The following is a 13,561-nucleotide window of genomic DNA, read 5'->3' on the forward strand; positions in this document are numbered from 1 at the left end:
GCGAACGCCCCGCGTCAAAGCAGCGACAACTGCGTGGGCGGTGGCGTCAACGCGTGCCGCAACCGTTCGGTCGATAGATCAGACTGCGCCGGACGATAGTCGACTGTCACGACGAAGGGCTTCGTCTTCTCCATCGAGCAGCGCAGCTGCACGAGATCTTGATAGCGAATGAGTCGCGAGCGCCGCAATTCCACCAGCCGCTTCGCGTTGCGCATGCCGATGCCCGGCACGCGCGCGATCATGCGCGCGTGGGCGCGATTCAGATCGACGGGAAAACTGTCGCGATGATTGAGCGCCCACGCGAGTTTCGGATCGATATCGAGCGCGAGATTGCCGGGCTTGTCGAACAGTTCGTCGACGCGAAAGCCATAGCCGCGCAGCAGAAAATCCGCCTGATACAAACGGTGCTCGCGCAGCAGCGGCGGCGCTTTCGCAGGTAGGGAAGTCGGGCTGTCGGGAATCGGGCTGAACGCGGAGTAATAGACGCGCTTGAGTCGGTACGAGCCGTACAGCGTCTCCGCCGTTTGCAGGATCGTGCTGTCGCTGGTTTCGTCCGCGCCGACGATCATCTGCGTGCTTTGTCCCGCTGGCGAGAAGCGGGGCGCTTTCGCGTCGTTCCCGGCTTCTTCGCGCGCGAGACGGATCGAGCCCATCGCGAGGCGGATCGTGCGCGCGCTTTTTTCGGGTGCGAGCCGTTCCAGACTGATTTCCGTCGGCAGTTCGATATTGACGCTTAAACGGTCCGCGTAACGGCCTGCTTGCGCGATCAGCGCATGATCGGCGTCCGGAATCGTCTTCAGATGAATGTAGCCGCGAAACTGATGATCTTCTCGCAGCGACTGCGCGACGCGCACCAGTTGCTCCATCGTGTAGTTCGAGGACTGGATCACGCCGGAGCTGAGAAACAGCCCGTCGATATAGTTGCGCCGGTAGAAGTCGAGCGTGAGGCTGACGACCTCCTCGGGCGTGAAACGCGCGCGCGGCACGTTGCTCGTGCGCCGGTTCACGCAGTACTGGCAGTCGTACAAACAGAAGTTGGTCAACAGGATCTTGAGCAACGAAACACAGCGGCCGTCGGGCGTAAAGCTGTGGCAGATGCCTGAACCCGTGCTCGCGCCGAGCCCGTCCGTGTCGCGCGAACTGCGCTGCGGCGCACCGCCGCTCGCGCACGATGCGTCGTATTTGGCCGCGTCGGCGAGTATTTCGAGCTTTTTGAGCAGTTCCATGATGAATGGAGATGCTGTATATATGTACAGTATTCTACGCGGTCACAGAATGCCCACAAGGCGCAACGCGGGGGCTGTCCTGGCTTTGTTTCAGTTTTTAGCCAATAGCGCGTACAGCGCTGCGCGAAAAGCAAAACGCGGCGCACAAGATGCGCCGCGTTCGTTGAACACGGTCCGTAACAACGAACCGTGCTTCATTCAAAGATCAGATCGCCACTTCAGGCGGCGCCTGGCGGAACAGGCGCGTGATCCAGCACAGATACACGATGCCCAGCACGAACCACACCGCGCCGAGCACGAGCGCCGTCTTCTCGAGGCTCGCGAGCAGCCAGATATCGGACACCGCGCCGATCAGCGGAAACACCAGCCCGCCGAGCACGCCGATCTTGCGATCGCCGTGGTCGCCCGACAGATACACGCGGATCACGCACAGGTTGACGGCCGTGAACGCGAGGAACGCGCCGAAGTTGATGAACGACGTCGACGTGGCCACATCGAGCTTCAGTGCGATCAGGCCGACAATGCCCGCAATCGCGATGTTGATCGCCGGGGTCTTGAAGCGCGGGTGAATGAAACCGAAGATGCGTTTCGGCAGAATCTCGTCGCGGCCCATCGCGTAGAGCAGGCGGCCGACGCTCGCCTGCGCGGAGATGCCCGACGCGAATTGCGCGAGGATCAGCCCCGCGAGAAACACGGTCACGAAGATATCGCCGCCGATCATCTTCGCGACTTCGAATGCGGCGGAGTCCGTGTCCTTGAACTCGACGCCGGGATGCGCGAGTTGCATCGTGTACGCCGCGATCACGAAGATCGCGCCGCCGATCAGCGCGATCAGCAGAATCGCGCGCGGCATGTTCTTTTTCGGATCGATGGTTTCTTCCGTCAGCGTCGACACGGCATCGAAGCCGAGATACGAGTACGCGGCAATCGCAGCACCCGCCATCGTCGCGCCGAGCGGCACGTGCGGCTTGAAGAACGGCTCGGCCAGCGCGATGCCTCCCGGCGCGGCCGCCGCCGATGCATAGTGCCAGCACAGCGCGACGAACATCGCGACGATCGCGAGCTGCACGATCATCAGCACGATGTTGAAGCGCGCCGCGAGTTCGATGCCGACGATGTTCAGGCCGCTCGTCAGCACGATGAACGCGACGATCCAGATCCACGACGGCACATGCGGAAACGCCGCGTTCAGATATGCCGCGCCGATCAGCCAGATCACCATCGGCAGGAAGAAATAGTCGAGCAGCGTCGCCCAGCCGATCAGGAAGCCGAGATGCGCGTTGAAGGTCTTGCGCGTGTACGTGTACGCCGAACCGGCGACGGGGAAGAGCCGCGCGAGTTTGCCGTAACTGAGCGCCGTGAACGCGATCGCGATCAGCGCGAGCAGATAGGCGAGGGCGGCCGTGTCGTCGCTGGCCTTGGCGAGCACGCCGTAGGTGCCGTAGACGATCAGCGGCGCCATGTAGGCGAGACCGAACAGCAGCACGGACGGCAAGCCGAGCGTGCGTTTCAGGTGCGACGGTTCATGGGAAGACGACGCTTGCATGATTTCTCCTAAGCCCGCGAAGGCCGATATGGATGTCGTTTGGATGCCTTATGACTGGCATTTGCTTTGCGTTTCGCCGGACGTGAGTCCGCGCGCGCGAGGCGCCGGGCCTCACGCGTTGTGTTTCGAACGAAATGGCTGAATGCGTCTAGTCGTTGCGCCGGCGGCGCGCTTCGATCATCAGCGCGCGATGGCCGTTCGACTGTTCGACGGGCACGAGTCCGAGCGGCACGCGCGCATCGTGCAGATAGTTGTAGTGCTCGCGGCTCGCTTCGAGACGCTTGAGATCGATGTTGGCCTTCGTTACCGTTTCGTCGACGCCCAGTTCGAGCACCGTCTCGCCGAACGGATCGACGAGTGCGGACAGACCGGGGAACGTGAGGTTGTCGTCGCCCGAACCGCAGCGGTTCACCATCAGCGCGAACATCTGGTTCTCCATTGCGCGTGCCTGGATCGCGCGGCGATGCACGGGGCCGAACGGATCCATGTTGCCGTTCGTGACGATCAGCAGATCGGCGTCGAGCGCGGCGACGGCGCGAGCCGACTCGGGAAATTCGATGTCGTAGCAGATCAGCAGGCCGACCGTGAGACCGTTCCACATGCAGGTTTCGAAGCGGTCGCCCGGCGTGAATACGCCGACATCCGATGCCCACAAATGCGTCTTGCGGTAGCGCAGCGCAATCTCGCCACGTTCGTCGACCAGCACCGTGGTGTTGTAGAAGCGGTTGCCGTCGCGTTCCGCGAGGCCGACCGCAACCGCGACGCCTTTCTGGCGGGCCGCGTCGCGGACGGCGGAGAGCGCGGCGCCGTCGAGCGTCTGTGCGATGTCGGCGACGTTGTCGCGCGTCGGAAAGCCCGACAGCGTGGTTTCGGGAAACACGATCAGCTTGGTGCCGCCCGCCGTGTCGACGCGTTCGATCGCCTCGATGACCTTGCGGGTGTTGTGCGCGACGTCGCTGTCGAGCAGCGCGAGTTGCGCCAGTTCTACCTGCATGATGTTGCCTCCTTCCAGATGCCTTTCAGCGATGCGCGATGTGATTCTTGTACTGATTGGAACAGTGCGTGCGCCGCCATTCCTCGTATTGGGAGCGATTATCGGGGTATTATTTTTGTCCGCAAATTACCCACGAGGGTTACCCTCGCTGGAGGACACGATGGACTTCGAATGGCGAGATCTCGCTTTTCATCGGGAGATCGGTTCGGCCATCGACGCCCTCGATGGTCCGCATTTCTGGGCGCGTCTCACGCGCGTGCTCGAACGGCATGTCGGTTTCGACAGCTGGGTCGCGTTGCGTTTTCATCGCGATGCCGCGCCGCTCGTGCTAGCCGAACAGGCGCTGCCCGACGGCAAGATCGACCTGATGTTTCAGGACTATCTGGCCGCACTCTATCAACTCGATCCGTTCTATCTTGCCGCGTTCGAAACGCAGGCGTCGGGCTTCTACACGCTCGCCGACGTCGCGCCCGACAACTTCCGGATGACCGAGTACTACCAGCGGTACTTCAAGAAAAACATCGTCGGCGACGAGGTGCATTTCAATGTCGTGATCGATCGCGATCACACGATGGGCTTTTCGCTCGGCAAGACGAGCCGCTACGACGAGCGCGAGATCGCGCTGCTCACGCTGTATTCGCCGTGGGTGCTCGCGTTGATGCAGCAGCGCTTGCGCTTCGAGAAGTTCGTCGTCGAAGAAGCCATGCCCGCGGCGGAGAGCGAAGAGCCCGATCTGCATGCGCGCTTCGGCATGCTGACGGGCAAGAACGGGCGCGGCGCGTTGACGGCTCGCGAGATCGAAGTGGCGATGCTCTCGTTGAGCGGGTTTTCGTCGCGTGCGATTGCAGAGAAGCTGTCGATCTCGTTCGAAACCGTGCGCGCGCACAAGAAGCACATCTACGCGAAGCTAGGCGTCGGATCGCAGTCCGAACTATTTGCAATGTTCTACGAGCCGGGGAGAACGGTCGAGCCGGAGTGAACGCTTGATCCGGATGTCTCTCATAGTGCGCGCGGCGCTCGTGTTGCGCGAGCGCCCACGCGTCGAATCCGTGTGCGGCTAGTAGCGGTCGAGGCGGTTGCCCGCAATGCGCACGCGATCGCCGGGATGCAGATCGCCCGGTGAGCCGACATCGAACGCACGCGACGAGCCGTCGTTCAGCTGGACCGCGATCCGGTAGCCGCCCGGCGACGACGCACCCGCCTGCTGCCCTAGTTGATTGCCCGCAACGGCGCCGCCCAGCACGCCGATTGCCGTCGCTGCATCGCGCCCGTGACCGCGTCCGAACTGGTTGCCGATCACGCCGCCCACGACCGCGCCGATCACCGTGCCCGCGACCCCACCCGCCGTCACGGCTCCCGGATTCGCCAGTGGCTGGATCGACGAGACCACGCCGTATTGCTCGCCATAACCGTAGCCTTGTTGCGGTTGCTGCTGCTGATAGGCCTGGTTGTTTTGCCAGTCGGATTGATCGTCGTAGCCGGGCTGCTGATACTGCGGCTGTTGTGCATACGGCTGCTGCTGATAGGGCTGTTGATACTGCGGCTGCTGCACGTAGCCGGGCTGCGCATAGGCCGGTTGCGCCGGCTGTGCATACGCGGGTTGCGTGGCGTAGCTCGAACCGTAGGTCGAGCCGTACTGCGAGCCGTAGGGCGAATTGCCGGGAACGACGCAGCCGGCGAGCGGCAGCGTGATGCAGAGCGCGAGCAATGTCGTTCGGACAAGAGGGCGAGCAAAACGGGTGTGGGTCATGTTACGTGGTTGTCGTAGCGCCACGAGCTGTGGACGGCGACGAGTATAGGGAAACGCGCATCGTTATTGACGCGCGGCCCGCGTAACAGTGTGTAAATTGCGCGTCCGATAAAAACGCTTTGCGAAACGATCGCGCGCGAGGAGGGGGAGCGGGAATCAGAAGTGGAAGCCGATGCCGCAATTGCCGCCGAAGCCGCCGGTTCCGCCCGCAATGCCGCAGAACACGCCACAGCCTGACAGCGCGACCGACAACGCAACGGTGACGATCGCCGCGAGAGCACGACGCCGCATGAGCCGAAACGGATGGCGGCTGCGCCTTGTCGCCGGAACGACGACGCGCAGACGGTGCCGGGCAGCCCGTTTCTGATGAATCGAGACGATCGCGGGCGAGAATGGGGAAAAGGACATGTTAGAGCGACGAGTGCGCAAAACCGACAACCATATCTCGCCTCAGAAAGCCATCCCATACGACAAATCCTAAACCTGGGTGTGTCCTCTAGGCGTCTGACAAATCCATTTTGCAGCACCCTGATAAAATGGCGGAGCCGCAACGTAGTGGATTGCAAATGAGATTGCTTGATGCACTTGTCGAACAACGGATTGCCGCCGCCGCCGCGCGTGGCGAGTTCGACGATTTGCCGGGAGCCGGCGCGCCGCAGATTCTCGATGACGACGCACTGGTGCCCGAAGAAGTTCGAGTAGCGAACCGCATTCTGAAGAATGCGGGCTTTGTGCCGCCTGCCGTCGAACAGTTGCGGGCGCTGCGCGACCTGCAGAACGACCTGGATGCCGTCAGCGACCGCAGCACGCGCTGCCGCCTGCAGGCGAAGATGCTGGCGCTCGATATGGCACTGGAATCGCTGCGCGGCGGACCGCTCGTGATGCCGCGCGAGTACTGCCGCCGGATCGCGGAGCGCCTGTCGGAGCGCGTCGCCGACGAACCGGTCCCTGACGCGGGGCCGGCGTGAGCATCGGCGTCGATCCGGCCGATCCGCCGTCGGCCGTTTCTGTTTCCTCTGATGATTTGCCTGCCGACGCCGTCGAGCCCTGCGCGACGACGGCCGCCGTGAGTGGCATCACGCCAGAACCCGTCATGTTCTCCGAGCGCGACCGCCGCTTCATGGCGCTTGCGCAGGCCGCCGCCGAAGAGGCGCGCGCCGCGGGCGAGGTGCCCGTCGGCGCGGTGCTGGTGCACGGCGATGAAGTGATCGCGAAGGGCTTCAATCATCCCATCGGCGGTCACGATCCTTCCGCGCATGCTGAAATGGCCGCGCTGCGTGCCGCCTCGCAGAAGCTCGAAAACTACCGGCTGCCGGGCTGCGAACTCTACGTGACGCTGGAGCCGTGCCTGATGTGCGCGGGCGCGATCATGCACGCGCGCATCGCACGCGTCGTGTTCGGCGCGCGCGATCCGAAAACGGGCGCGTGCGGCAGCGTCGTCGATGCCTTCGCCAACCCGCAACTGAACCATCACACGACCGTGACTGGCGGCGTGCTCGAAGAGGAGTGCGGCGCTGCGCTGCGCTCGTTTTTCGCGGACCGCCGACGCGCCGCGCGGGAAGCACGCGCCGCACTGAAGAACGACCCCGGCGCCACCGACGCGCTCCAGGACAGCCACCCGATCAACTGACCGCTTACTGCACATGGCCAGACATCGCACCATCGAACTGATTGCGCCTTCGGGCTATCCGCACGATCCGAATGCGATTCATCTCGCACTCAAGCGCTTGCGCGCGCAAGGGCATCACGTGGAGAACGTCAGCGCGACGCAGCGGCGGTTTCAGCGTTTCGCCGGCACGGATGGCGAGCGCGCAGCGGAACTGAATCGTCTGGTCGACCCGTCGCGGGAACTGCCCGATATCGTGCTCGCCGTGCGCGGCGGTTACGGCGCAGTACGGATCCTGCACGGCCTCGACTATCGCGGCCTGCAACGCCGCCTGCGCGATCAGCCAATCGCGTTCTGCGGCCACAGCGATTTCACCGCGCTGCAGCTTGCGCTGCTGTCGCAGGCCGGCGTGACGACGTTTGGCGGCCCGATGCTCGCAGTCGATTTCGGCGCGGAAAACGTCAGCGACTTCACGATGAAAAACTTCTGGCACGCGCTGACGTCGGAGACGTTCACGATTTCCAGCACGACGCCGCAGGCGCAAACCGTCGATGTCACGGGCACGCTGTGGGGCGGCAACCTGGCCGTGCTCGCGTCGCTGGTCGGCTCGCCGTATATGCCGCCCGTGGAAGGCGGGATTCTGTTCGTCGAGGACGTGAACGAGCAGCCGTTCCGCATCGAGCGGCTGATCTATCAGTTACATCTGGCGGGTATCCTCGAGCGGCAGCAGGCGCTCGTGCTCGGCGACTTCTCGGGCGGCAAGTCGTTCGACTACGACAACGGCTACGACCTGCGCGCGATGATCGAGCAGGTGCGATCGGCGATCGGCATCCCCATCGTGACCGGCCTGCAATTCGGCCATATTGCCGATATGGTGACGTTGCCCGTCGGCGCCGACGCGCATCTCGTCGCGGGTGCGCATGGATTCAAGCTGACGGTGTCGGGGCATCCGGTGCTCGACTGACAGCGGCGTTTGGGTAGCGTTGTAGAGAGAAGGCGAGTTTGACTCGCCTTTATTTTTGAGCATCGAATGCAACTAACGGTCTGATTTTTCACGATACCCGAATGCGCGCCGCACTCCACGTGGCCAGGTTTTGTTGACAAAAGCGCTTGCAGAACGGAAGGTGGGTGAGCGGTCCATTCGCGCGGAAAACCGCACCAGGAAAGGCTGGTACACGATTTCGACACATTTTGGGCATGTCAGTCCTAACCAAAATTGTCGGAAATCGGCGGCCTAAATTGTTGACAATTTTTATGTCCATCCTAAGATGGATCACATAACAGCACGCCCATCATGTCAGAGACATCCAACGCCGCCTTGAGCAGCACGAAACCCGAAGCGATCGCCGAACGCATTCGCGCCGCGATCCTCGAGCATCGGCTCGCGCCTGGCGCGAAATTGACGGAAGCCCAGTTGTGCGAAGTGTTCGGCGTGAAGCGCGGGCCGATCCGCCAGGCGCTGGCCATGTTGGCCACTGACCGCCTCGTCGATCTGGAGCCGAACCGCGGCGCGTTTGTCGCGAGCCCGTCGCTACAGGAAGTGCACGAAGTGTTCGAGATGCGCCGGATCATCGAACTGGCCGTGGTCGACAAGATTTGCGCGAGCCAGGGCTCGCGGCGCTTGAAGAACATCGGCGGAATGATCGCGCGGGAGCGCAAGGCATTCGAATCGCGCGACTTTCCGGCGTGGATCAGATTGTCGGGCGAGTTTCACACGGAGCTTGCGTCGCTGACGGGCAACACGGTGTTGTGCGATTGCCTCGGCGGATTGGTGGCGCGCTCGACGCTGATTTCGGCGCTGTACGAATCGCTGGGCCGCAGCCCGTGTTCGTTCGAAGACCACGAAGCGATTCTTGCCGCGCTCGACGCGGGCGATGCAAACGCGGCGGGCGCGCTGATGTCGCGTCATCTGCAGAGCGTCGAGTTGAAGATGCTGGATCGGCCCGCTAGCGGTGGGACCGATCTGCACGAAGTATTCGGCATGCGTGCCACGAGGGCCGCCGCCGGCTGAAGGTTTCCGACGTGCGCGCCGACGCCCGCCCACTGGCGGTGCGCGCCGCACAGAAGTGAACGGTAAGTGACCAGAAAGTCGACCTGTCCATCCACAGGGCGATCGAGACCCGAACAGATGCGAGCCACACCCGCTCGTATCGAGACCGAAAGACCGTAAGGCGAGGGCCGCTCATCAGGCGGCCACGCTCACGCGGCAAAGCCTTGCAGGTATGCGCGGAATGCCTGCCGGGCCATCAAAACAAGTACGTAAGTACGGAGACATCCGCGGCAACCTGTAAGCGATGCGTCCCGGTGAAAGCCACATAGTGGGCTTGCCGTGCGCCTGGCATACACGATGCAGTGCCCGTCGATCGACGTCGACGTTCCCATCTTTGGAGGAGTTCATGGCTCAGTTCAGTGCAGCACCGGATAGTTCGGCAATTCCCGATTACGAGAGCGGCGGTCAAGGCGGTCATGCGCTGCCCGCAGGCTACAGCGAACGTTTGTACAACGAAGACCTTGCGCCGTTGAAGCATCAGACGTGGGGCGCCTACAACATCTTCGCGTTCTGGATGTCGGACGTGCATAGCGTCGGCGGCTACGTGTTCGCAGGCAGCCTGTTCGCGCTCGGTCTCACGAGCTGGCAAGTGCTGATCGCGCTGCTGGTCGGCATCACGATCGTGAACGTGCTGTGCAACATGATCGCGAAGCCGAGCCAGCAGAACGGCGTGCCATATCCCGTTGCGTGCCGCGCGACGTTCGGCGTGCTCGGCGCCAACGTTCCGGCTGTGATCCGCGGGCTGATTGCCGTCGCGTGGTACGGCATCCAGACCTACCTGGCATCGAGTGCGCTCGTGATCGTCGTGCTCAAGTTCCTGCCGCAACTGCTGCCCTATGCGGACGTGCATCATCATGGCTTCATGGGCCTGTCGGCGGTCGGCTGGGCCGGCTTCATGCTGCTTTGGGTGTTGCAGGCACTCGTGTTCTGGAACGGCATGGAAACGATCAAGAAGTTCATCGACTTCGCCGGACCTGCAGTGTATGTCGTGATGTTCATTCTGGCTGGCTACATGATCTGGCGTGCGGGCTGGAAGAACATCGGCATCAACCTCGGCGGCGTGAAGTATCACGGCATGGAAGTGATCCCCGTGATGATCACGGCGATCTCGCTGGTGGTGTCGTACTTCTCGGGACCGATGCTGAACTTCGGCGACTTCTCTCGCTATGGCAAGAGCTTTCGCAGCGTCAAGCGCGGCAACTTTTGGGGTCTGCCCGTCAACTTCCTCGCGTTCTCGCTGGTGACGGTCGTCACGACGGCTGCGACGCTGCCCGTGTTCGGCGAACTGATCACCGATCCCGTCGAAACCGTGGGCCGCATCGACTATCCGACGGCTGTGATCCTCGGCGCGCTGACGTTCACGATCGCGACCATCGGCATCAACATCGTCGCTAACTTCGTGTCGCCTGCATTCGATTTCTCGAACGTTGCACCGAAGCTCATCAGCTGGCGCGCAGGCGGCATGCTGGCTGCAGTGGCATCGATTTTCATCACGCCGTGGAACCTGTTCAACAACCCGGCAGTGATCCACTACACGCTCGACGTGCTCGGCAGCTTCATCGGACCGTTGTACGGCATCCTGATCGTCGATTTCTTCCTCGTGAAGCGCCAGAAGATCGTGCTCGACGACCTGTACACGGTGTCGGAGAAGGGCAAGTACTGGTATCACAATGGCGTGAACTATCGTGCAGTCGCCGCGCTGCTGCCGGCTGCAGTGATCGCCGTGATCTGTGTGATGGTGCCGTCGCTGAATACGCTCGCGAACTTCTCGTGGTTCATCGGCGCAGGCCTCGGCGCAGTGTTCTACGGCGTACTCGCCCGCAACCTGCAACGCGGTGCATGAAGCGAGCATGACAGTTCATTAAATGCAGTAACGGGAGTCGACATGCGTATCAAACTGATCAACCCGAACACGACGCAACGGATGACGGAAGCGATGGGCCGTTGTGCCCGCAACGTCGTGGCGCCGGGCACGGAGCTGGTGGCGGTGAGCCCGACGATGGGGCCGCCGTCGATCGAAGGCTATTACGACGAGGCGCTCGCCACGCCCGGGCTGCTTGCGGAAATCGAAGCGGGCGAGCGTGAAGGCTTCGATGGCTATGTGATTGCATGTTTCGGCGATCCCGGCCTCTATGCGGCGCGCGAACTGGCGCGCGGCCCGGTGATCGGCATCGCGGAGGCGGCGATGCATGCAGCGAGCGTGCTGGCGCCGGGTTTCTCGGTGGTGACGACGCTGTCGCGCACCTGCGGCATGGCCTGGCATCTGGCCGAGCGCTACGGCATGAAGCGCTTCTGCCGCAACGTTCGCGCAACCGACGTCGCCGTGCTCGAACTCGATCAACCCGGCTCGGCCGCAAGGCGCATCATTCTCGACGAATGCCGCCGCGCACTCGACGAGGACGGATCGGACGCGATCGTGCTTGGCTGCGCGGGGATGGCCGAGCTGTGCAGGGAAATCGAGGATGCGCTGGGCGCGCCCGTCGTCGAAGGCGTGACGGCGGCCGTGAAGTGGGTGGAGGCGCTCGTCGCGCTGCGCCTCGCGACAGCCAAGCGTGGCGACTACGCGAGACCGCTGCGCAAGCGCTATGACGGCGAGTTCGCGCGCTTCAGCCCCGCAGGCGAGCAGCCGGCTGCGGCCGCCCCGGCGCAGCATGCCGCGAGCGACGCACTGCTGCGGGTCAACGCGAGCGCCTTGCGCGCCGATCCCGCCGCCGATATTGCACCGCACATACACTCTGTCTGACATGCACTATCTGCCCGGGTGTATGGGCGCACCCGGGCGTTTTCGCTACACTGGTTCAATCATGCCGGCCTTGCCGTAGCGCGTTTTCCCGCTTGCACGACGCCCGCCGGCGCATCTCTACGTCAACCGCTGCGCCATTCACATCATGTCACTCGACCCGAACTATCCGCGCGATCTGATCGGCTACGGCCGCCACCCCGTGCAGGCAAACTGGCCAGGACGCGCGCGCGTCGCGGTCCAGTTCGTACTCAACTACGAAGAGGGCGGCGAGAACTGCGTGCTGCACGGCGATCCCGGTTCCGAGCAGTTCCTGTCGGAGATCGTGGGTGCGGCGTCGTATCCGGCGCGTCACATGAGCATGGAGTCGATCTACGAATACGGCTCGCGCGCGGGCGTCTGGCGCATTCTGCGCGAGTTCGAAAAGCGCGGCCTGCCGCTGACGGTGTTCGGTGTCGGCATGGCGATCGAGCGTCATCCCGAAGTGGCGCGCGCGTTTGTCGAACTGGGGCATGAGATTGCGTGTCATGGGTATCGCTGGATTCACTATCAGGACATGTCGCCCGAGCGCGAGGCCGAGCATATGCGCCTTGGCATGGAAGCGATCGAGCGCGTGACGGGCCAGCGGCCGCTCGGCTGGTACACGGGCCGCGATAGTCCCAATACGCATCGACTGGTCGCCGAATACGGCGGCTTCCTGTACGACTCCGACAACTACGGCGACGATCTGCCGTTCTGGATGGATGTCGACGTGACGGGCGGTGTGAAGGTGCCGCATCTGATCGTGCCGTACACGCTCGACACCAACGATATGCGTTTCGCGACGCCGCAGGGCTTCAATACGGCGGACCATTTCTTCACGTATCTGCGCGACGCGTTCGACGTGCTCTATGAAGAAGGCGACGAAGCGCCGAAGATGCTGTCGATCGGCATGCACTGCCGGTTGCTCGGCCGTCCGGGACGCTTCCGCGCACTGCAACGTTTCCTCGATCACATCGAGAAGCACGAGCGCGTGTGGGTCACGCGTCGCGTCGATATCGCGCGGCACTGGCGCGAACATCATCCTTACCAGCAACAGGACAACCGCGGGGCGGCCGCATGAAGGCGATGCAATACACACTGGATCAACTGAACAGCATCTCGGCCGACGCGTTCGTCGCAGCGCTGTCGGGCATCTTCGAACATTCACCGTGGGTCGCCGAAGTGGCGGCGGCGCAGCGTCCGTACGCGAGCATCGACACGTTGCACAAGACGATGTCGAATGCCGTCGAAACAGCGGGCGAAGCGAAGCAGCTCGCGCTCATCAACGCTCACCCGGAACTCGCGGGCAAAGCGGCCGTGCGCGGCGAACTGACGGCCGAATCGACGCGTGAACAGAGCGGTGCCGGACTCGATCAATGCACGCAGGAAGAGTTCGACAAGCTGCTGCATCTGAACACGGCGTATCGCGAGAAATTCGGCTTCCCGTTCATTCTCGCCGTACGCGGTTACGACCGGCACGGCATCATCGCAAACTTCGAAGCGCGCGTGAACCACAGCCGCGCCGACGAACTGCGCGCGAGCCTGGACCAGATCTATCGCATCGCGCGGTTCCGGCTCGACGATCTGATCGACGCGTGATCGTCGCCTGATCGACACGAAAGCGACGC

The 13,561-nt window shown here is 63.0% G+C and carries 14 protein-coding genes; 9 read left to right on the top strand and 5 right to left on the bottom strand.

The window, feature by feature from the left end; translation table 11 throughout:
* Positions 1-14: 14 nt before the first annotated feature.
* The 3 genes from G3N95_RS11115 to G3N95_RS11125 form a co-directional block, all read right to left on the bottom strand.
* On the bottom strand, positions 15-1,226 hold the full coding sequence (locus tag G3N95_RS11115; RefSeq protein WP_205970034.1) for a putative DNA modification/repair radical SAM protein: 1,212 nt from the start codon (positions 1,224-1,226) through the stop codon (positions 15-17).
* Positions 1,227-1,431: 205 nt separating this feature from the next.
* Positions 1,432-2,772, bottom strand: coding sequence for an APC family permease (locus tag G3N95_RS11120; protein WP_205970035.1), 1,341 nt, complete (start codon positions 2,770-2,772; stop codon positions 1,432-1,434).
* Between the two features lie 148 nt (positions 2,773-2,920).
* Positions 2,921-3,766 (bottom strand): carbon-nitrogen hydrolase family protein, encoded by an 846-nt coding sequence (locus tag G3N95_RS11125; RefSeq protein ID WP_205970036.1) that lies wholly within the window; start codon positions 3,764-3,766, stop codon positions 2,921-2,923.
* Positions 3,767-3,926: 160 nt separating this feature from the next.
* Between G3N95_RS11125 and G3N95_RS11130 the strand changes: the two genes are divergently transcribed.
* On the top strand, positions 3,927-4,745 hold the full coding sequence (locus tag G3N95_RS11130) for a helix-turn-helix transcriptional regulator (protein ID WP_205970037.1): 819 nt from the start codon (positions 3,927-3,929) through the stop codon (positions 4,743-4,745).
* Between the two features lie 78 nt (positions 4,746-4,823).
* Here the strand turns inward: G3N95_RS11130 and G3N95_RS11135 are convergent, their stop codons facing one another.
* Together G3N95_RS11135 and G3N95_RS40865 are read right to left on the bottom strand one after the other, a co-directional pair.
* Positions 4,824-5,516 (bottom strand): glycine zipper 2TM domain-containing protein, encoded by a 693-nt coding sequence (locus tag G3N95_RS11135; protein WP_205970038.1) that lies wholly within the window; start codon positions 5,514-5,516, stop codon positions 4,824-4,826.
* Positions 5,517-5,672: 156 nt separating this feature from the next.
* On the bottom strand, positions 5,673-5,807 hold the full coding sequence (locus G3N95_RS40865) for a hypothetical protein (RefSeq protein WP_277398006.1): 135 nt from the start codon (positions 5,805-5,807) through the stop codon (positions 5,673-5,675).
* A 275-nt stretch (positions 5,808-6,082) separates the two neighbouring features.
* Here G3N95_RS40865 and G3N95_RS11140 point away from each other — a divergent pair, with 275 nt between their 5' ends.
* The 8 genes from G3N95_RS11140 to uraD all read left to right on the top strand — a co-directional run bounded on the left by G3N95_RS11140 (position 6,083) and on the right by uraD (position 13,532).
* The gene (locus G3N95_RS11140; protein ID WP_205970039.1) at positions 6,083-6,484 is read left to right on the top strand and encodes a DnaJ family domain-containing protein; all 402 of its coding nucleotides are present in this window, start codon (positions 6,083-6,085) and stop codon (positions 6,482-6,484) included.
* A 125-nt stretch (positions 6,485-6,609) separates the two neighbouring features.
* Complete coding sequence (gene tadA / locus G3N95_RS11145) at positions 6,610-7,146, top strand: tRNA adenosine(34) deaminase TadA (RefSeq protein ID WP_241018394.1); 537 nt, start codon at positions 6,610-6,612, stop codon at positions 7,144-7,146.
* 13 nt (positions 7,147-7,159) lie between these two features.
* The gene (gene ldcA, locus G3N95_RS11150) at positions 7,160-8,086 is read left to right on the top strand and encodes a muramoyltetrapeptide carboxypeptidase (protein WP_205970041.1); all 927 of its coding nucleotides are present in this window, start codon (positions 7,160-7,162) and stop codon (positions 8,084-8,086) included.
* Positions 8,087-8,416: 330 nt separating this feature from the next.
* Positions 8,417-9,133: a GntR family transcriptional regulator gene (locus G3N95_RS11155; protein WP_205970042.1), complete on the top strand. Its 717-nt coding sequence runs from the start codon at positions 8,417-8,419 to the stop codon at positions 9,131-9,133.
* 385 nt (positions 9,134-9,518) lie between these two features.
* Positions 9,519-11,015, top strand: a complete 1,497-nt coding sequence (locus G3N95_RS11160) for an NCS1 family nucleobase:cation symporter-1 (RefSeq protein ID WP_205970043.1) — start codon at positions 9,519-9,521, stop codon at positions 11,013-11,015.
* Between the two features lie 42 nt (positions 11,016-11,057).
* Positions 11,058-11,915: an aspartate/glutamate racemase family protein gene (locus tag G3N95_RS11165; RefSeq protein WP_205970044.1), complete on the top strand. Its 858-nt coding sequence runs from the start codon at positions 11,058-11,060 to the stop codon at positions 11,913-11,915.
* 145 nt (positions 11,916-12,060) lie between these two features.
* Positions 12,061-13,014: an allantoinase PuuE gene (puuE, locus tag G3N95_RS11170; RefSeq protein WP_205970045.1), complete on the top strand. Its 954-nt coding sequence runs from the start codon at positions 12,061-12,063 to the stop codon at positions 13,012-13,014.
* Complete coding sequence (uraD, locus tag G3N95_RS11175) at positions 13,011-13,532, top strand: 2-oxo-4-hydroxy-4-carboxy-5-ureidoimidazoline decarboxylase (protein WP_205970046.1); 522 nt, start codon at positions 13,011-13,013, stop codon at positions 13,530-13,532. The genes puuE and uraD overlap by 4 nt, the downstream gene beginning before the upstream one ends.
* Positions 13,533-13,561 lie beyond the last annotated feature (29 nt).

Source organism: Paraburkholderia sp. Tr-20389 (assembly GCF_017104565.1).
Lineage (GTDB): Bacteria > Pseudomonadota > Gammaproteobacteria > Burkholderiales > Burkholderiaceae > Paraburkholderia.

Excerpts from the sequence above, each read along its gene's own strand:
- G3N95_RS11115 (WP_205970034.1), bottom strand. The coding sequence starts at position 1,226 with ATGGAACTGCTCAAAAAGCTCGAAATACTCGCCGACGCGGCCAAATAC.
- G3N95_RS11120 (WP_205970035.1), bottom strand. The coding sequence starts at position 2,772 with ATGCAAGCGTCGTCTTCCCATGAACCGTCGCACCTGAAACGCACGCTC.
- G3N95_RS11125 (WP_205970036.1), bottom strand. The coding sequence starts at position 3,766 with ATGCAGGTAGAACTGGCGCAACTCGCGCTGCTCGACAGCGACGTCGCG.
- G3N95_RS11130 (WP_205970037.1), top strand. The coding sequence starts at position 3,927 with ATGGACTTCGAATGGCGAGATCTCGCTTTTCATCGGGAGATCGGTTCG.
- G3N95_RS11135 (WP_205970038.1), bottom strand. The coding sequence starts at position 5,516 with ATGACCCACACCCGTTTTGCTCGCCCTCTTGTCCGAACGACATTGCTC.
- G3N95_RS40865 (WP_277398006.1), bottom strand. The coding sequence starts at position 5,807 with ATGCGGCGTCGTGCTCTCGCGGCGATCGTCACCGTTGCGTTGTCGGTC.
- G3N95_RS11140 (WP_205970039.1), top strand. The coding sequence starts at position 6,083 with ATGAGATTGCTTGATGCACTTGTCGAACAACGGATTGCCGCCGCCGCC.
- tadA (WP_241018394.1), top strand. The coding sequence starts at position 6,610 with ATGTTCTCCGAGCGCGACCGCCGCTTCATGGCGCTTGCGCAGGCCGCC.
- ldcA (WP_205970041.1), top strand. The coding sequence starts at position 7,160 with ATGGCCAGACATCGCACCATCGAACTGATTGCGCCTTCGGGCTATCCG.
- G3N95_RS11155 (WP_205970042.1), top strand. The coding sequence starts at position 8,417 with ATGTCAGAGACATCCAACGCCGCCTTGAGCAGCACGAAACCCGAAGCG.
- G3N95_RS11160 (WP_205970043.1), top strand. The coding sequence starts at position 9,519 with ATGGCTCAGTTCAGTGCAGCACCGGATAGTTCGGCAATTCCCGATTAC.
- G3N95_RS11165 (WP_205970044.1), top strand. The coding sequence starts at position 11,058 with ATGCGTATCAAACTGATCAACCCGAACACGACGCAACGGATGACGGAA.
- puuE (WP_205970045.1), top strand. The coding sequence starts at position 12,061 with ATGTCACTCGACCCGAACTATCCGCGCGATCTGATCGGCTACGGCCGC.
- uraD (WP_205970046.1), top strand. The coding sequence starts at position 13,011 with ATGAAGGCGATGCAATACACACTGGATCAACTGAACAGCATCTCGGCC.